General features: G+C 43.2%; 12 protein-coding genes. 9 read left to right on the forward strand and 3 right to left on the reverse strand.

All coding sequences use genetic code 11. From position 1 onward, the window contains the following. Positions 1-242: 242 nt before the first annotated feature. The 4 genes from KR100_RS01435 (at position 243) to KR100_RS15225 (ending at position 6,965) form a co-directional block, all read left to right on the forward strand. Complete coding sequence (locus KR100_RS01435; RefSeq protein ID WP_239420367.1) at positions 243-1,028, forward strand: hypothetical protein; 786 nt, start codon at positions 243-245, stop codon at positions 1,026-1,028. Then, on the forward strand, positions 1,025-2,266 hold the full coding sequence (locus KR100_RS01440; RefSeq protein WP_239420368.1) for a glycosyltransferase: 1,242 nt from the start codon (positions 1,025-1,027) through the stop codon (positions 2,264-2,266). Before KR100_RS01435 ends, KR100_RS01440 begins: the two co-directional genes overlap by 4 nt. Positions 2,267-2,465: 199 nt before the next feature. After that, positions 2,466-4,703 (forward strand): hypothetical protein, encoded by a 2,238-nt coding sequence (locus tag KR100_RS01445; RefSeq protein WP_156097854.1) that lies wholly within the window; start codon positions 2,466-2,468, stop codon positions 4,701-4,703. Between the two features lie 102 nt (positions 4,704-4,805). Then, complete coding sequence (locus KR100_RS15225) at positions 4,806-6,965, forward strand: glycosyltransferase family 41 protein (RefSeq protein ID WP_081858833.1); 2,160 nt, start codon at positions 4,806-4,808, stop codon at positions 6,963-6,965. A gap of 2 nt (positions 6,966-6,967) precedes the next feature. On the opposite strand, the gene KR100_RS01450 is transcribed toward KR100_RS15225, so the two are convergent. Next, positions 6,968-9,133, reverse strand: a complete 2,166-nt coding sequence (locus tag KR100_RS01450) for a hypothetical protein (protein WP_162176460.1) — start codon at positions 9,131-9,133, stop codon at positions 6,968-6,970. A gap of 16 nt (positions 9,134-9,149) precedes the next feature. On the opposite strand from KR100_RS01450, the gene KR100_RS15525 reads away from it, so the two are divergent. From KR100_RS15525 to KR100_RS01470, 4 genes are read left to right on the forward strand one after another with little or no spacing between them, the layout of a single operon-like run. Continuing rightward, positions 9,150-10,901 (forward strand): tetratricopeptide repeat protein, encoded by a 1,752-nt coding sequence (locus KR100_RS15525; protein ID WP_038542614.1) that lies wholly within the window; start codon positions 9,150-9,152, stop codon positions 10,899-10,901. A 3-nt stretch (positions 10,902-10,904) separates the two neighbouring features. Then, positions 10,905-11,621 carry a peptidylprolyl isomerase gene (locus KR100_RS01460; protein ID WP_051847268.1) on the forward strand — a complete coding sequence of 239 codons (717 nt, stop codon included), beginning with the start codon at positions 10,905-10,907 and terminating at the stop codon, positions 11,619-11,621. Between the two features lie 4 nt (positions 11,622-11,625). Beyond that, positions 11,626-14,619 carry a peptidase domain-containing ABC transporter gene (locus KR100_RS01465; RefSeq protein WP_038542616.1) on the forward strand — a complete coding sequence of 998 codons (2,994 nt, stop codon included), beginning with the start codon at positions 11,626-11,628 and terminating at the stop codon, positions 14,617-14,619. Next, positions 14,552-15,865, forward strand: coding sequence for an HlyD family efflux transporter periplasmic adaptor subunit (locus tag KR100_RS01470; RefSeq protein ID WP_239420369.1), 1,314 nt, complete (start codon positions 14,552-14,554; stop codon positions 15,863-15,865). The genes KR100_RS01465 and KR100_RS01470 overlap by 68 nt, the downstream gene beginning before the upstream one ends. Positions 15,866-15,870: 5 nt before the next feature. Here the strand turns inward: KR100_RS01470 and KR100_RS14695 are convergent, their stop codons facing one another. Together KR100_RS14695 and KR100_RS01475 are read right to left on the reverse strand one after the other, a co-directional pair. Then, positions 15,871-17,010: a glycosyltransferase family 4 protein gene (locus KR100_RS14695; RefSeq protein WP_071839811.1), complete on the reverse strand. Its 1,140-nt coding sequence runs from the start codon at positions 17,008-17,010 to the stop codon at positions 15,871-15,873. Then, positions 17,007-18,098: a glycosyltransferase family 4 protein gene (locus KR100_RS01475; RefSeq protein ID WP_162176461.1), complete on the reverse strand. Its 1,092-nt coding sequence runs from the start codon at positions 18,096-18,098 to the stop codon at positions 17,007-17,009. Before KR100_RS01475 ends, KR100_RS14695 begins: the two co-directional genes overlap by 4 nt. Positions 18,099-18,108: 10 nt before the next feature. On the opposite strand from KR100_RS01475, the gene KR100_RS15530 reads away from it, so the two are divergent. Next, on the forward strand, positions 18,109-18,999 hold the full coding sequence (locus tag KR100_RS15530; protein WP_156097858.1) for a hypothetical protein: 891 nt from the start codon (positions 18,109-18,111) through the stop codon (positions 18,997-18,999). Positions 19,000-19,027: the final 28 nt, after the last annotated feature.

The following is a 19,027-nucleotide window of genomic DNA, read 5'->3' on the forward strand; positions in this document are numbered from 1 at the left end:
ACTCCTAACGCTTGCTTTGGCTAGAGCGGAGTTTCGGCAGTACTACAGAGGGAATCGGCGTCGCGAAGAGTAACCTCAGATGCAGATAGGGCTTTGTTTTGGAACTCCCTTTAGCTGCGTGGACTGTTGCCGCTCCGTCAGAGGCAGATCGAGATCCTTTGATTCGGTTCTGGTTATCGGCGCCTGTAGATCTCCTTCCAGAGCTTTGGCAGGGCCCACCGGGAGAATCCACAAGAACGCTGGTGTCCCAGCTCAATCCGGCGTCTTCCTTCAGTTCTGAGCAGGTCAAGCTTCGAGATGAGATCGGAGCCCAACTGTCTCAATTTGGTCTTCAACATCCTTTGGCGCCACAGCTCTTGCTGGCCACTTTCTTGTTGTCGCCTGCTGGTTTATTTCAGGTTGCTGCTCCTGAGCAAAATCTCCCCCAATGGCTGCTCTCCTCTTATAGAGATCTTTACGAGAAAGCCCCAGCGGTTCAACCCACTCCTCAGGTGCCTCAGGATTCAGCTCCAGAGCCTGCACAGGCATTCAACCTTCCAGAGCCTGATTTTGGTCCTTTCCCTGATTCACTTCAGGAACTCACCCAAAACCGGATTCACTTGAACCGGATGTTGGGGCTGGCGAACCTTTATTACATTGACCCCGAAGATCGTGAAATTGCATCGGAGCTTTTGTTGCTTCGCAGGGATCTGTCTCAGTTGATAAGAGCCTGCCCGGAGGAACAGCTTTCAGAGTTGTGGGCAACCGATATGGGAGAGCGCTATTGGGCAATGGTCCGATCGGGTGTACAACGCGAGCCTTTGGATCCCTTTGATGAAGCCCTAAAAAATGAAATCACCAGGCGGCTTCAACCCCAACAGGGTGGTGGCTTTGGCACCCCGGGCGCCTTGAATGCTTTCCTCGTCGCCATGCTGTTCTTTGAACCGGGAAGCATGCAGGTTGACGGGGCTTCATCGAAGCTGCCAGGCTGGCTTTTGCCCCATTATGAGCAAATCTTTTTGAAACCACTTGAAACGCCTCAAGCTTGATCCGCACCGTGCGGATTCTGATATCTCATACAACTTATCCATCTCAATTCCGACGTCTGATTAGTGCACTCACGGCTCAGGGACATGAGTTGATTTTCGTGGCTGGTTCTTCCGAGTGGCACGCTCCCGCAGCACCGCCTGGATTGAAACTGATTCAATATCAAACACTTCGCGATCAGCAGTACCAGGGTTGTCATCCATGGTTGCAAAGGTTCCAAGATGCAATTCAGGAGGGTCAAGCAGTTTTCGATGCTCTTATTGCTTTGCGAGACAATGGTTGGTGTCCTGACTGGATCATCAATCATGTGGGCTGGGGAAATGGCTTGTTTTTGAGCGACTGCTTTCCTGATGCGAAACGAATTGGTTTATTTGAGTGGTTTTATAACCCAGAACATTCGGATGTTGATTTTCTTGAATCTGATCTTGTGTCAGCAGCCACTCGGCAGCGCTTGAGGATATGGAATGCGCAAACGTTGGTTGAATTGGCGGCTTGTGAGTACGCCGTTACACCGACCCGTTGGCAGCTGCAGCAGTTTCCTGCCTCATTGCGTTCGAGATTCAGGGTGATTCATGAAGGCATCGATTGGGAGCGGTTGCAGCAACTCAGATTCATGTCCCAGAGAGCTCTTTCGATGCTCCCAGATTTCGAGGGGTGTGAGGTTGTGACGTATGTGAGCCGTGGGTTTGATGAATACCGTGGATTTCCGCAGGCGATGCGTTGCATAGAGCTGCTTCAAAAACAACGCCCAACTCTGCACGCTTTGATCGTTGGGGCCGATTGTGTGGCTTACGGATCCCCAAGAGCTGACGGGAGAAGCTGGGGGACATGGGCAAGGCAGGAGCTTCAACTCGCTCCTGATCGGACGCACTGGTTGGGATCGCTTCAAGAAGAGGCTTATCACGCAGTGCTCTCAGTCAGTGATGTTCATCTTTACCTCACGGTGCCCTTTGTTCTCAGCTGGAGTCTGCTGGAGGCTATGGCGGCCGGCTGCGCTGTAGTAGCGAGCGCTACGCCCCCCGTCGAGGAAGTCCTGCGTCATGGGCAATCAGGCCTTCTGGTGGATTTCTTCGATGCCAGTTTGCAGGCTGCCGCTGTCGTTCATCTTTTAGAGCAGCCTGACCTACGTACGGAGCTGAAGACGGAGGCGCAAAGGACTGCTCGGCTTTATTCATGTGAGGAAGGACACCGTCGCTGGTTGGAGCTTTTGGGTGTGGACACCCCTACAACCGTGTTTTAGGCCTAGCCAGATGGTGCTTCTGGCTATATAAGTAGGGTCCCAGTTTCCATGTGGTGCTGGGAACACGCCGCCCCCTTGGTGGGTGCGGTTGTGAGGAGATCCACGTACCCACCAAAGCTCTCACCTCTTCCCGATGAGTTCCTCTTACACCAACATCGAAGGGACGAGCACAGCAGACCTTCTGCTGGGCTCAGGTTCCTTGGATTCCGTTGTCGCCCTCGCTGGTGATGACACCATCCAGAGCGTTGGCGGCACTGACATTGTCGATGCTGGCGCTGGCGCTGACTCACTTGCCATTGACAGCTCAACATCAGCTGGTGCCTCTTTTTCTGGAGGAACCGGTGATGACACCCTCTCGGTTTCGAAAGCTGTTGCTGGCGGTGCTTTCAAAGGAAATGATGGCAACGACACTCTCATTTTCTCAAAAGCTTTCGCTAATGGCTCTGCGAAGGGCGCCAAAGGCATCGACAGTCTCAATTTCGCTGGCACCCTGAACAGCGCAACTGTTTATGGCGGAGCCAGCAATGACACCCTCAATTTTGCGGCAGAAGTCAATAACTCTGTCATCTATGGAGGAGGTTTGGGTGACACCAGCACTGATGGTGCTGACACAATGATTTTCGGCCTAACCCTTGGAAATACGACAGTTTCCGGAAACGGTGGTGCTGACTCCTTAGTTTTCACCGATAACGTTGCTAATTCCAAGCTTGGTGCTGGCCAAGGTAGTGACACTCTTTCTGTCACTAGCGGCAAGACACTTACCAATGTCACCGTTCAAGGTGGAACTGGAGCCGACACGCTTTTACTTAAAACGGTAAGAGGTTCTACAATTTATGGTGGATCCGCTTCAAATACATCGACTGATGGAGCCGATTCTCTCGAGTTAGGTACTTCTGGTATTGCATACTCCAATAATTATTTGCAGGCCAATGCAGGTAATGACACAATTACAATTACTACCGGAGCTACTACTGATGTTTTAAAATCAACTATTCTTGCTGGAGCAGGGGAAGATACATTATCAATTGCTGGAACTGGAACACTCAGCAAAGCTCTTATTCAAGGTGCAAAAGGAAATGATACATTCAGTATTGCTAAAACCACCATCAGCAATGCGTCTATTTACGGTGGTAGTTCTTCAATCACTCAAACTGGACAAGATAGTCTTGACATGAGTGCTGCGACTGCTTTAAGCATTGTAGAAGTCAAAGGTTCTCTTGGTAACGACACTGTCTTGCTAGGAGCTAACGGCATTACTTCAGCAACTTCTGTTACTGTTCAAAGTGGTGCTGGAAAAGATTCTCTAGATATACACACAGGTGCTACCACAACAGGTCTGATCAAAGGTGGGGGTGGCAACGACACAATTTCTGTTGATGCAGGGACAACAACTGCAAACACCAAATTCAGCGTATTCGGTGGTGCTGGAACTGATTCCATTGTTCTAACGAATATCAATGGTGGAACTGTCTACGGAGGCACATCTGCAACTGACACCACGACAGATAACGACTTTATTGATTTTGCTGGAACTGCGTCTTCGGCAGCTATTTATGGAACTTCTGGTGTAGATTCGCTCGCCTTTGCGGGTAATGTTGTTTCTGCAAGTGTCTATGGAGCTGCGGGTAATGATTCAATATTCCTAACCGCCGCCGCAACCGCAAAAAATACTACATTTGAATTAGGCGAGGGAGATGCGAACATCTTTGACAACCACATAACTTCTCAAGCTAATTTTGTTAGTAACACCGTTATAGGTGGTGCTAGCAACGACACGATTTCATTTACTGGTGCTTCTACTTCACAGATCACTTTTGGAGCTGGAAATGATTTTGTTACCTCCATGGGAGCCTTTGCTTCATCTACTCTCACTGGAGGTCAAGGAAATGACTCTATAGTTATTTCGACTACCTCTACCTCTGACAGCATCAAGCTCGGTGCTGGACTTGATTCTCTCGTGATCACTGGAGCAGTGATTGGTGACACGATCAATGCGGGTAGTGGCAACGACTCAATCGGTTTTGGAGCTCTCGTATCAAGCTCTTCAATCATTGGTGGTTCAGGTAACGACAGTCTCACTTTCGCTACTGCTCAAGGATCAAGTGCTGGCGCTGGAACGACTTACTACTTCGGTACTGACGGTGGAGCTGACACCATCTATATGGGTAATATGTTCACTACGGGTGAAGCTACAGGAGCTAATCCTCTCACAGTCGCTTATTCAGATGGATTCGGAGCATCTGCAGCGAGTATTACATTCGTTGCAGCCGATACTGCTGCAAGTATCACTGTAGGCTCATCACAGTTGTATGTTGTTGGTTTGACAGCTGGTGCAGTGGGTGGAGGTACTGCAGGTATCACTGCTAAGAACTTCGGTACAGCTGCTCCGGTACTTTTAACGACGGTTTCAAACTCTACTATTACAAGTTTTGGTTGACTTCATCTAACCAACTTCTTAAATATCAGGAGGGGTTTACACCCCTCTTTTTTTATGGATTTTAGTATGAGGAGAACACATCCTGATATGATATGAGTCTATATGAAGAATCTTGTGTTTAAAGAACTCCTTGAATGGCCAAATGAACTAAATGCCGAAGAAGGTGATCTATTTGATCTAGGCGACGATCTGAAGAGGTGTATTTCGCTTGATCGCCGATCTGAATTTCACGAGATGGAATCAATTTTGCTAGCAAATATGCCAAATGATAAAAATGGCGACTATTATTTTTTGTTTGCTTATTCCTTATTTTGGAGAAAAAATTACTCTCAATTTCTTTCTGTAAGCCAAATTCTAATCAAAAAATTTCCAAAGAGGGAAGGATTTATAAATATTATTAGTGCTCTTCAAGAATTACTTAAGGGAAATCATGAGAAATCACGCTCAATATTGTCGTCAATCACTTTATATCCAGCCAAAGATGAAATGGGACCTTTAATCTATTTGATTACTGCCTATTCATTTTATGCTCAAGGCAAACTTGAAAAAGCATCTACTGTATTGCTTCTGAATTCTAGATCTTCAGACTGTATAGAGGGTGTTTTATTACAAGCCAAGATCCTAAGAGCAAAATTTGATTATGATTCTTCTATCAGTTTACTAGATTCTGCTATACAAAAAGCGCCTAACAATATTCAACTTGTTTTAGAATTAATTACGATTTTACACGCCGGCAAAAGAGGCGATCGTATTCTTTCAGATGTCAAGAAAGCGTTATCACGTTTCGGTTTTAGATCCTCACTGCTGAGTCATCTTGCTCCGCTTAAATTATTGCAGCGTGAACCTGGCCGTGCTCTAAGAGCTTGTTTGCAGGAAAGAGCACATTGCTCTATTACAGATATATTGCCTAAGGCAAGTAATCTCTTCGTGGCGTATGAGCATTCTGGTAATGTAAATTGGTCAATCAATATTAATCCAGAATCTATTCTTCCACTAGCACAAGATCCAGATTTTTACGCAAATAGATGTTTGCAATTAGCTAGTTGTGGCGAAAGTCACTTATCAGTTCAGCAAGCGAAAATGATATCCAAGAATTTTTTGGTTCTATCTAAGAAACCATTCTCTTATTTTTTTGGCAATGTAAATAAAACATTACGCATTGCTTGGCTTACTGGGGACTGTACAAATCATCCAGTTGCACGATTTTTGTTAGGTATTTTTTCTGCTTCAATAGGATCTTTTAAACATTGTCACACCGTAGTATCAACAGTTGACCATGGTAAATCATCTTGGCTTCAGCATTTTGATTCTCTTGATGGTATTAAAACATTTCAATTCTCACAAAAGGATTCAGCTAATGCTCGTTTAAAATATTTGCGTTCTTTACAAATAGATATTGCAATTGATTTAAGTGGTTGGACCGGAGGTAATAGTCTCCAGCTTTTCAAGGAAAGATTTGCTGCTGTTCAAGTCAATTATCTTGGTTATTTTGCGAGTGCTGGGTTTGATTCAATGGATTTTTGGCTTGGTGATCGATATTTATTTCCTAACCCCTGTCTAGAGTTTCGTTCTGAGGCCATTTACCGCCTCTCCCGCCCGTTCATTGCTTGGCAGCCCACGCCCTCAATGCCGGAATATCATTCATCAGTCTCTGCGCCGCCAGATGGTCCTTTAAGGATAGGGACTTTTAATCATAATCGAAAATTTTCGAATACTATTCTGAAGATCTGGGGAAAATTATTAGAAAAATTGCCGGATACAAAAATTATTTTTAAAGCAATTAATAGAGATGATCCGCATACGCAAGAGTTGCTCATAAGACGCTTTTTAAGAGCAGAGATTGATCCAAATAGGATTGAGTGGTTACCAATCACGAAGTCCCCTGTAGAACATCTTGAACAGTATTCAAAATTAGATCTTGCATTGGATTCTTTCCCCAATGGGGGGTGTACCACAACCTGTGAAGCTCTTTGGATGGGAGTTCCCACCGTAACATTGTCTGGTAATTCTTACGTATCACGTATGAGCACATCAGTGATGTGTGCTGCTAACTTAAGTGAATTTGTAGCAAACTCTCCAGATGAATATGTCAATATTGTTTGCCAACAAGCTTCCGATCTAGATGGCTTTCGATCTAAACGTCTTTTCAGGCGAAATAAATTTGAATGTAGTGATCTTGGGAATGCAAAAGATTTATTGATGCATTTGGAGGCTTCTTTTGATGAAATGATAAAGATAAAAAAAGAGATTATGTCAAATTGAATTTAATAATTCTCAACTAGGTTTTTATACAACGTTTCTAATTCATTTGTTAGCCGCTTGCCATCTGCAAATGGAGAATTACAGACTATTTTTCGTAGTTCTTCTCTGTCAGCATTAGACCGTTTTCCATTTAAGTAGGCATATATTGCAATATTGATGTACTCTTGATCATTAGAAGCAATCCATTTTCCTAAGCCACAATAATAAAGAATGCTGGAACTAAGTCTGCCGATCATTTCAGGTCCAGCTAAGGATATCACCGGGACTCCCATCATGATTGCATCACAGGTTGTTGTAGCACCGCCATATGGAATTGGATCTAATGCCACATCAATGTCTGAATACATCTTTAAGTGCTTTTCTTGTGTTGTCACTTCGGGAACAATAATAAGTCGTTTAGTATCAAGACCATGATCTCTAAATTGAGTGCGTACTCTTTCTTGCTCCTTCTTTTCGCTGAGACTAACACTTTTAATCATGAGCTCACTTGAAGGAGTTAAATTCATAATATTGACCCACAGCTTGATGGTTTGTGATGTTAACTTCCGATTATGATTAAAACTTCCGAATCTAAATCTTCTTGGCTTGTTTTCCCTAGTGGAAATAGCTGGGAAATCTTTGATACTGTCATAGGCCATATAGCCTCCATTCAACTTATAAAGATTATGTGCAGATCTGTTGACCGGATCTAATGATCCAAAAATAATCTCATCACCTATCCATCCGTCGATTGCTTCGAGGTAAGTAGGTGCTGGATACCCAAGATAACTGAGCTGTATGGGTACTGGTTTGCTTATAAGCCCGTCAATTCTACTTAAGTTTGTATATCCTCCTAGTTCAACAAGGATGTCAAGACCTAAACTCCTAATGTGTTTATCAATTTGCTCAGATGTTTGACCCTTTAAATTAATCCAGTGAAAACTTTCCTTTTTTATTTGCTCGTTGATCTCATCATACTTGCTGCCTGTATCAATAATATATGCTTTAAAAATTTTCTTGTTATGATTTTTGATGATTGAACGCATAAATCGACCAACAGGATGATTACATAAATCGCTTGAAAAATAGGCAATTTTTATGATATCAAAAATTTTATTTTTTTTCTTTGAATTAGGCATGCATTTTGAAGCTCTTCTACTATTCGCTTCCCATTTCTTTGCTATTTCGTTGAGTTGTACAGGTTCTAAAAGATGGTATCCACTGCATGTACATTGCAAATGAAACATGATGCACGAATTTTCGATTGTTCTGTTTTTAATCGAATCCAATATAATTTGTTTACTCTTTTTGTGTTGTCCTCGTTCCGCTAAACTATGAGCCAATGCTTGCAGTAGATCACTATTGTTGGGGGCAATAAGTAAGCCTTTTTGAATTATTTTGTGACTTGCATATGGTTGCCTTAGAGCTCTTAGGTCGGCTGCAAGATTTCGCCAGTGAATCCAATTTATTTGCTTTTTATTGCACAATTGAATATTTAATTTTGCTGCAAGTAAGTAATTTTTTTCTACATGAAGAATAGCTGCCTCAGCCGTTGCTATTGAATCGCTCTCTCTTTCTTCTTTGGTTAATGAATTAATTAAACCTCGAGCTTTTATGATGTCACCTGTTAATCTTAAAAGTGTGATTCTGTTTCCCGTAATTCTTAGGTCATTTTTATCAATTTGTTGTGCATGCTCATAGGCTTTTAATGCATCATCGTTTTTATTTAGTAAGCTATAGCAAACACCAATATCCATCCAATTATCAACGCACCTAGGTTTAGCCTCTGCAATCATTTCAAACACCTTTAGTGCTTCACTGGGCTTTCTTTTGTAAATTAGTATTTTCCCCTGATATTTTGCTATGTCAAGATTATTATTAAATTTAGGATTGTCAACAAAAGGTTTGATTGTCGCTTCAACTTCTTCAACTAATTGCATCTCGCAAAAAAAATTTGCCGCGTTCATCCTAAAAATGAATGACTTATTGAATATACTTAACCACTTCTGGTAGTGAGAATGTGCTTTCTGAAATTGACCTGTAGATCTAAATAATGCCCCAAGATTAATGATATCATCGATATTCGCGTTGCTGGCTATTAGCTTGCTGTAAATTGTTTCGGCTCGTTTGTAATCACCTTTTTGGTGTGCCGCCAATGCTTCCTGTCTGAGTGAGGTATAGTCTTCCAATGTTTTAGCCCAACATGTGACCAATGCAGATTTGGCACTTTGCGATGACGCAGGTGACCAGCTAATCATCCTATCAAACAATACAGTTAAAGACAACCAACGCTTTGTTCGGCATGTCGATGCGCGTCTTGTCTCAGATCCAGATATCAATTGGTATTTATGCTTAGTGCTTCATTATTGGAGGCTTGAAGACTACAAGACTTCGCTGCATTATTTGAATCTTGCTGACGAATTGGGTGGTCAAACTCATGCTTTAGCGCTTCAAATGCGTGGTATGGTTTGTCGGAAAATTCCAGGCATGCAGGTTGAAGCACGTGATGCGTATCAAAAAAGTATTGACATTAATCCAGCCCAAAATGATTGCTTATACAATCTTGCAAATCTAATCGTGGATGACGATCCTCTCCTTGCTACAAAATATTATCATCAATCTATAAAATTGCAGCCCGTTATGGCGTCTGCTTGGCATAATCTTGGCAAGGCGTATTTAGATCTAGATTTTTTTGATCAAGCTTTTTTTTGCCTAAAGCATAGTTTAGTTTTGGATCCTGCGGTTGCAGATACATGGTGCAATTTAGGCCTTGCATACCTTGCTTCTCAGGCTTATGTCTCTACTGAGAAGTGTCTACGCTATGCAATATCTCTTGACGCCAATCATTCTCAGAGCTTTATTAATATGGGTAGCGTGATGATGGATGTTTTGGGTCCGGAAGAGGCTCTTTGCTTTCTGCAAAAGGGTGTTGAATTAGAGTCAAGTTCAGCCAACTCTTTATGGAATCTTGCGCTAGCATATTTGCTTTTAGGTGATTATTCAAAAGGATGGAAATATTATGAAGCTCGCTTTGCGACAAAACAATTTTCATTGTCTGACATCCCATCATCTTTACCTTCCCCTATTTCGATAGAGGATTGTCCGAAAATGCCTGAGCCACCAATGCTTGTTTGGTGTGAACAAGGAGTTGGTGATGCAATTCAATTTATAAGGTATATTTATCTTCTTGATGCTGTAGGGATTAATTATGTTGTGCGAGCTCGTGAATCGCTTGTCGAATTGTTCAGAACTTGGCTCCCCATTGGTGACTGTATTATCGATGAAAATTCTGTGTCTGATGTATATGCAAAATCTCCTCATATAGCTTTAATGAGTTTGCCGCGTCTGTTTGGAACGACTGTCGAAACAGTCCCTGCTTATGTGCCGTATTTTTCTGCGTTGAACCCGACTCCTAAACAATTGCAGGTCTTGCCTGCCCCTGGTGGCTTATCCGTGGGTGTTGCCTGGGCTTCGAATCCTGACAACAAATCGATGTACCGCCATAAGAGCATTCCCCTTGAGTTGTTGATGACGCGTTTGCTCAAGCTTGTTTCGCTAGACCTTGTTAATCTTCATTCACTTCAGGTTGGTCAAGATGCTGGTCAAATTGCTTCATGGGTCGATGGTTACAGAATAGTCGACTGGAGTAGTAAGCTTAATAATTTTGCTGATACGGCTCACGTTGTTGCTCAAATGGATTTAGTCATTAGTGTTGACACGGCAGTTGCACATCTGGCTGGAGCGCTTAACGTACCAACTTGGACCTTACTTCCTTTTAATTGTGATTTTCGATGGATGCGTTCTAGGTCTGATACACCTTGGTATCCTTCAATGCGACTGTTTCGTCAAGAAAATCTGGGGAATTGGCAGTCAGTTGTGGATCAACTAGATTACACTTTTGACAAGTTATTTGCTCTAAATATTGATGATTTATATCTTGCTAATCTAGCCTCTTGACATATGTCTTTTAATCACGAACTGACGGATCAGCGAATTATCAAACTTGTTTCCCGCTTGGGCCTTGCTTCTAGTCTTTATCGTTGCTTAGTTGAGGAAGAAATTGTTAAATTGGTGTCTTTAGATGAAGATTGGATTGATCATCAGCTCCCAAGTTTTCTTGGAGAGATGGATCTCACGACATTTCTTAGAACAAACCGTTTAACCCAAGAGGATCTTCTTTTCAAGGTGAAAAGAGATGAATCGCTGCGACGCTTTTCACATTATCAATTTGGGTCTGGATTAGAAGACTATTTTTTAAGAGACAAGGAATTGCGTGATCAAGTCGTATACTCTCTCATTAGAGTATCGGATCCAGGCTTGGTGAGAGAAATATGGATCAGGCTTGAAGAGGGGGAAATGACCTTTCAGCAGGCGTCGTCTGCCTTTGGCGAGGGTCCAGAAGCTCGGCATCAAGGCCTCTATGGACCGATGGCTGTGGGAGCGCTTCAACCGATTGAACTAGCCACGATTGTTCGAAATCTCAAGCCAGGAGAAATTATGAAGCCTCGTCAACTTGGTGATTGGCACTTAATCATCCGATTGGAGCAGCTGCATCCTGCACGCTTGGATGATGCAATGGTTAACACACTCTTGAATGAACAATTGGAAGCTCTCCTTCAGAGCCGTGTTACACGCCTTCTTGCAGGTGAAACATTGGAGCCTTTATCTTACGAATAACATAATGGATTCAACAACAACATTCCAAGCGCTCTTAGCTCGTTTTTCTGCCTTCCAGCATCTCACGCCAGATGAGTTGCACTGGCTGTCTTCTTGTGCAATACCTTTTAACGCTACGACCGGACAAGAAATTCTCGTAGACAACAGACTTCCGGAATACTGCTTCTGTCTTGTTGAGGGGCGTGGTCGTCTCTTGCACCGTGATGCTGGCTTGGGGAGGCCAATTACGTTAGCTCTTTGTCAACCTGGTGATTTGGTCGGTTGGGCTGGTTTAGTTCGTCGGCATCCCTGCGAATGGTTTACAGCAGCGGACTCGACTAAGCTCATTGGTATTAAGGCAGAGGATTTTTATGAGCTAGAGAGTCGTTCAGATTCATTTCGTCGTTGGTTGGACTCTCAGTCTTCGCCAGCGGAGTTGATTCAGGTGATGCGTCCTGCACTCAATAAGCGACCAAAAGCCAAACCAACAGAGAGAGAAGTACTACGACGTTTGTTGCCGTCGATTGATGTCGTTGCGGCAGATACTTTGAGAATTCTTCCGGAAACGTCTGGTGTGATCTGGCTCTGGAATTGTGAACTTGAACGTTACAGGTGTCGCGTTGGTGAACTTGTTAATCCTGAGGAATTGGCTTTAATCCCTCAAGGTGAGCGTCTCCGATTAATGCGATGCTCTGAGGAGGCATGGAACCGTGAGCTTGAGAATCAAGTTGAATCGTCAGCAGAAGATGCACCTTTATCCACTGGAATATTAGATGCGGGCCACAGATATGAGGACATGCTGGTACCCGACCCAAAAGGGCTTGCGTCAGTTACCCCAGGCGAAAGCTCTGCTTCTTCACTGCAACTTAATGGGCGTCAGATTCCCGTTATTACGGGTATTGGTCCCGTGGCACAGACGTTGGCATGTCTCGAGATGTTGGCTCAGATGTATGGCGTTCCTTTTCGTCGGGATGTTGTTGAACGAGCCTGCCGAGATAATTTGCAAGATCGTGTAGCGACTCTCGAGGTTCTTGGCAATTTATCTACTATTCTTGGTTTTACTGGTCAAATTTGTACGCTTCCGGAGGCTCAGATTGTTCGTTTACCGTTCCCATGTTTTGCTATCTATCTCAAGCAACCTGTAATGATTCATGCTTTAACAGGCAATCATCTCAAGGTTGTTTTACCTGAGCATGGTCCTTGCATGCTTCCGCTGGATGATCTTTTGGACAAAGGAAGACTAGTTCGATTACTACTCTTAACGCCAGGTCGAGACGCTCAGCGTAAAAAGTTGTCTTTAGGTTGGTTTTTGCCTCAAATCAAGAAATATCGTCGAAGTTTAATCGAAGTTCTGGTTGCTTCTCTTATACTCCAGCTGTTGAATCTTGCACAGCCTTTAGTCTTGCAACAGATTTTTGATAAGGTGATAGGGCAGCAGAATCTCGATACTCTTTATACACTTGGATTTGTATTGTTAGGGGTAAGTTTATTTCAAGGTTTGTTGGGTGCTATACGTACTTATCTCTTTGCAGACACCACAAATCGTATCGATATTGCTCTTGGCAGTGAAGTGATTCAGCATCTGCTCAGGCTACCTTTGCGTTACTTTGATCGTCGTCCAGTTGGTGAATTGCAGACGCGTTTAGCTGAGTTAGGTAATATTCGAGGCTTTCTAACAGGCAGCTTGTTAACACTTGGTATCGACGCGATTTTTTCCTTGATTTATATCGCTGTCATGCTTTTTTATAGTGGGGTCTTGACTGCTGTATCTCTGGGTGTCATTCCCCTATATCTTGGCCTCACGTTTATCGCATCGCCAGCTATCCGTGGACAATTAAGAAAAGCCGCTGAAAAAAATGCAGCTACCCAGGCTCTTTTAGTGGAGTCTTTGAATGGTGTTCAGACGATTAAAGCTCAGAATGCAGAAAATGCTGTGCGATGGCGTTGGATGCAAAAATACTCAACTTTTATGGCAGAAAGTTTTCGTACACTTTTAATTGGTGTTACAACGGGAACTGTTGCTGATTTTTTAACGCAACTCACGTCATTGTTGACTCTTTGGGTTGGTGCTTATCTAGTTATACAAGGTGAATTAACGATCGGACAATTGATTGCTTTTCGCATTATTTCAGGCTATGTTATTGGTCCACTGCTAAATATTGCTACCAGCTGGCAAAGTTTTCAGGGAGTCGCTCTCTCCATCGAGCGACTCAGCGATGTAGTTGACGCTGCTCCAGAAGGCGGAATGTCCGATATGGACCAATTACCTCTCCCGACTGTTGCTGGAGAAGTCATTTTTGATGAAGTGGATTTCCGTTTTAATGAAGGATCCTCCCTCGTTGTAAAACAAGTTAGTTTTCAGGTTCAAGCAGGAGCTTTTATTGGCATTGTTGGACGAAGCGGAAGCGGAAAAAGCACAATTATGAAACTTGTCCCTCGATTTTATGAGCCAGACAGTGGTCGGATTCTTATCGATGGATTTGATATTGCTAAATTGCAGCTTTCCTCTGTTAGGCGGCAGATTGGTATTGTCCCGCAAGACAGCCTCTTATTTGAGGGTACGATCAGAGACAACATTTCAATTACTGCTCCCGACGCAACAAGCGAGGAAGTTGTTTATGCCGCTCGAATCGCCTGTGCCCACGAATTCATCATGGAATTATCAGATGGTTATGCTACTCGTATTGGTGAACGTGGTGCAGGTCTATCTGGTGGGCAGCGTCAACGAATAGCGATTGCCCGTGCAGTTCTTCAACGACCTAAACTTCTAATATTGGATGAAGCTACTAGTGCTTTGGATTACATCACTGAGCGTCAGGTCTGTCTTAATCTTAAAAAGGAGTTTGAGGGTTCAACGGTCTTTTTTATAACACATAGGTTAAGTACCATTCGTTCTTCCGATCGGATTTTGATGATGGAGTCTGGATCACTTGTTGAATCCGGCACTCATCATGAGCTTCTGGAGCAAAAAGGTCGGTACGCTGCACTCTACGCTCAGCAGGAAACAGATCTTGGCTAAACAAGTAGAAAAGATCGATCAGCCCTCAGCAGCTTTACAGCCATGGGAGGGTAGTACTTCTTTCATTCGTCAAGGGCGTCATTGGTCCTCCGCCCTCATTTGGCTCTGCAGCTCCTTAATGGGCGTTACGTTGATTTGGGCCTTTACTGCCAAAATTGATCAAACAGTGACCGTACGAGGTCGATTACAACCGGCAGGTAGCGTCAAAAGTGTCGAATCACCTAGCGCGGGTGTTGTTAGCAAAGTGTATGTGCAAGATGGCGATTTAGTTTTAGCTTCGTCTCCTTTGTTCGATGTCGAAGCTAAGGGATTGTCGAGCCGTCGAGAGGCCATTCAAATTACGCAAAGACTTTTGCGTTTGCAGGTTTCAACACTTAACGGCGTCTTAGAAAGCGAAGGTGATCCAAGGCGGTTCCCACCTTTACCGGATTTACCGCAGATACAAGATGCAAATTTGCAACAGCAACTTGCTACCGCACGACAGCAAACGCAGCAAATAAGATCGCGTCTTATTCAAATTACTAATCAGCTCTCAAGTCGTCGTGAGACCCTTAAGTTGCAAGAGACGATTGCAAATGATATCAAGCCTCTGCATGACATTGGTGCTATGGCTCGAAATCAGTATTTGCAGCAACTTAATCAAATGCAGATTATTAAGTCTGAGATTTCATCTTTAGAGGAGGAGCGTCAGAAGGTATTGGGCGAGGCTGCTGCACAGTTGAATCAGGTCAATCGTCAATTGATCAATCTTGAGGCAGAGCTGGTGGCTCTTAAGGAAACAATTAGTTATCGAACTGTTCGGGCACCTATTGATGGACAAGTGTTTGATATTTCAATCGATCAATCTACAGTCGTAAGTGCTGACCAAGTGATGATGAAGTTGATCCCGGATAATGATCTTCAGGCTTCAGTTGATATTACCAACAAAGATATCGGCTTTATGAGTGTAGGTCTCCCTGCAACTGTTTCGGTAGATTCCTTTCCTTCAGGCGAGTTTGGATATATCAAAGGAGAACTAAAATCACTTGGTTCGGACGCTTTGCCACCGGATCAAGAACATCCAACATGGTATTTTCCTGCAATTGTTTCCTTAGAACAGCAAATTGTTGAAAGTGGAGATCAGCCCCTCAATTTGCAAAGCGGAATGTCTGTTAGTGCTAATATCAAATTGCGTTCTAGGCCAGTCATTACGTTAATAACTGATTTGTTCACCAGGCAACTCGATGGACTAAAGCGTTTTCGATAGTTTGTTTATTTATTAAGAACTTTTAGATATAGACGTTCAGTCATATCCACAGTTCTTTCCCAATTGAACTGTTCGATCACCTTTCGCTTCATCGCTGTTGGACGTTTAGATCCACGTCCTGCATTCCAAGCTTTTACGACTGCTTCACTAATGCTTAAAGGATTTCCTGGATCGCAATACCAAGCCTCCCCTTGGAGGTATTCGAGTTCATGGCCGAAAGTGCTTCCAACAATTGGTGTTCCACTTAAGGATGCCTCCAAGCTGACCAGTCCGCATGTTTCCATCCAACTAGGAAGCACGTGAACTGCTGCAGAGGCGTAGGCTGACGCTAATAAAGGCTGAGAAAGATGTGGAAAGATATGGAGTCGGTCACCTGCAATTTGTTTGCAGAGTTCCGAATAAGCTGGCCAGTTTTTTGTACTACCCACGAGTACAATTGGGTATGTTGTATTTCGCAACGCCCAACATAGCATGGCTTGATTTTTGGCCGGTTCGATTCGACCAGCTTGCATGACAAATGGTGTGTTGATTCCACTGTATTGTTGAAACTGTGTCGGATCAGCATCTAGAAAAATTGACGAATCAACACCATAATGAGCAATCTCGAAGCAGTCACCACTCCAATGAAGGTCGCTTCGGATACTTTGAAGCTCTAGCCAACTGTTTGGTAGAAGACCGTCAACTTGATCTAATAATTTAGATGTTTCAGAGAGTGAACCTACATCAAAACTACTATGGCCATTTGCATGGATTTCACCATCGTCAGTGTGTACCACTAAGGTTCTTTCCTTCAGACTGCTAAGTAAGCCGACAATATTGTTTACTTCTTTGTTAACTGCTTCTTGCAGTATTGAATTGGCTCCACGACTTCCCCAAAAAGCTCTTCCAATGTTAATCCATATCGGAGACACTACAATAGGAACACCCTGAGCTTGGCAAGATGCAACCTGCTGTTTAAATGATGATGTTACCCGACAATTAAAAATATGTACCAAGTCGAAACCCTTTGCAAGTGGTCGATCAGTATTTTGTTCTACGACATAATGTCCTCGTTGCCGAAGACGTTTTGCAGTTTCTCGTATTTGAACGCCGTCTCCTCCACCCCATTCACCTGCTGTTCCATGGTTAATAAGTAGGATCTTCATTTTTTGAGGCTTAACTTACCTTTACAGTTTAGACCCATGCCCTTAAGCATTTTGACACGTTTACTGACTAACCAATTCAGCTTATCCTGTTTTTGCCATATTTTTTCTAGCAACCATCGATGCCACCGGCTCTGCGCTGTGCATTCCCAGCCATAGTTGTGAATATGCTGTTGAGCATTTTTTAGAATATTTATTCTCTCAGTTTCATTCGTGTATATTCTTCTCGCCTTTGTGACGATATCTTCAGTATTGTCAACCCAGCACCCAACGTTATTATTTAGAGTTACCCTATAAAGTTCTGGTCCGGCAACTAGAACAACTCCCTCTTCTGTACATTCTTGCCACTTAACCACTGTTTTGCAACGGTTTTTTTTGCCTTTTTCTAGTGGTGATAGTGCAATCTGACATGTTTTAAGAAGGTTGCGATACTGTAAGTATGTTAGCAATGGATGGTGTGTGATTCGTTTGCTTGGAAGTGCAGATTTTAATGCTTGGTCATTAATTATTTCTAAGTGGATATTGTCCTCCTCCTCTAGCCAATTTTTAAGTGAGGGGATCAGGCTCAGATGTTCTTTATGGCGATTTTGATTTGCAATCAATATTTTTATTTTTTCCCCCTTTGAAGGACGATGGTTAAGGATGACATTACTACGTTGACTTTTTCCTATACAATTATCTAGCGTAAAAACAATTGGATTGTATCCGAAAAATTCTTTGGCAAGCCAACTGTTGCTTGTGATGACACCATGACTGAACCGCAATATGGCATAATCTTGTTGCTTTAACTTACCTCTTTGTGCTACGTTGAATTGCTCAAAATGATCATCTAGATCGACAAGTAGAATGCAATTGCGTTTCATAAACCATTCCAGATGTTCCAGCATAATTTCTTTACTTTCCGGTAGAGGTCTTTGCCACACCACAATGCTATCTTTTCGTGTGCACTGATTCAAACGAAAAGGCCTTTCGTGAATGATGCAGTCCACTCCACTTCTCTGAAGTGCTTCGTAAGGTCGGCGGATCCTTACTTCGTCGTGAATTCCTGGTGAGTTTAGTAATACGTCTATTTTCACTCCTGGTTTCTGCAATGATGCGTCAATGAAAAAAGCTGTTGTCAGTCTTGCTGTTGGGGATCGGTGCCTTGTCCCTTGGAGACACTACCTCTCAGGTAATTGGTCGTCTTGGTGTCATCACAATGGTTACGAGCTTGTCATATTCCAATCACCCTTGGATCATAGTCCACTTGCTGACGGTCGTTCGCTCGCGTGGCAAAAGCTATTGGCGATGTCTTCTCCACGACTGTTGAAGTATGATTTCGTTTTTTGGTTAGATGCAGATGTTCTGATTTCTCCTTTAGCACCGGACCCTTTTAGATATTTTCGGGAAGGGCAGATATTGATGGTCCGTGATGTTGGTTCTCCACTATCTGATGAACCTCATTGGTTCAAAGAGGCTTGGAGCCGCATTCTTTGTAAGTCATTAGAGCAAAATCATGTCACTGTAAATTCCTTTTTGCCTGATCCATCTGTACTTTTTAGCTATTATCAATTATGGGGATTTAGTTCATTGAAGCGCCCCTTATATAATACGGGTTTTGTAGGCTTTTCCCCATCGTGTCACATGTCCCTGTTCAGTGACATCTATCATCGATGGTCTGATGGAGGTATAGGTTCTCTACATGAGATGATTCCATTAAATCTTGAGGTTATACAGCGTCGATTGATTACAGAAGTTCCACACTGTTTTAATCAATTAATTGGAGTGCACCATGCTGTTTGGAAGAGTTTACCTATGCAGATGCAAAAGTTTCACTCTATTCATTCACCCAATCAATTGACGAGCAACGAGTTTTGTTTGCATATGCTCTCATCCTCTCCCTTTTTACATTTTGCTGGTGCTCACAAGCTGATGATTGATTTTTTTCAATATTGCGAATCAAATCCATCGCTAGCAACGAGGTTATCTCTAGGACCCGTCCAAAACTTATGAATCGATATTGTGGCCAGGATCTTGGAAC

The sequence above is a fragment of the Synechococcus sp. KORDI-100 genome (assembly GCF_000737535.1).
GTDB lineage: Bacteria > Cyanobacteriota > Cyanobacteriia > PCC-6307 > Cyanobiaceae > Parasynechococcus.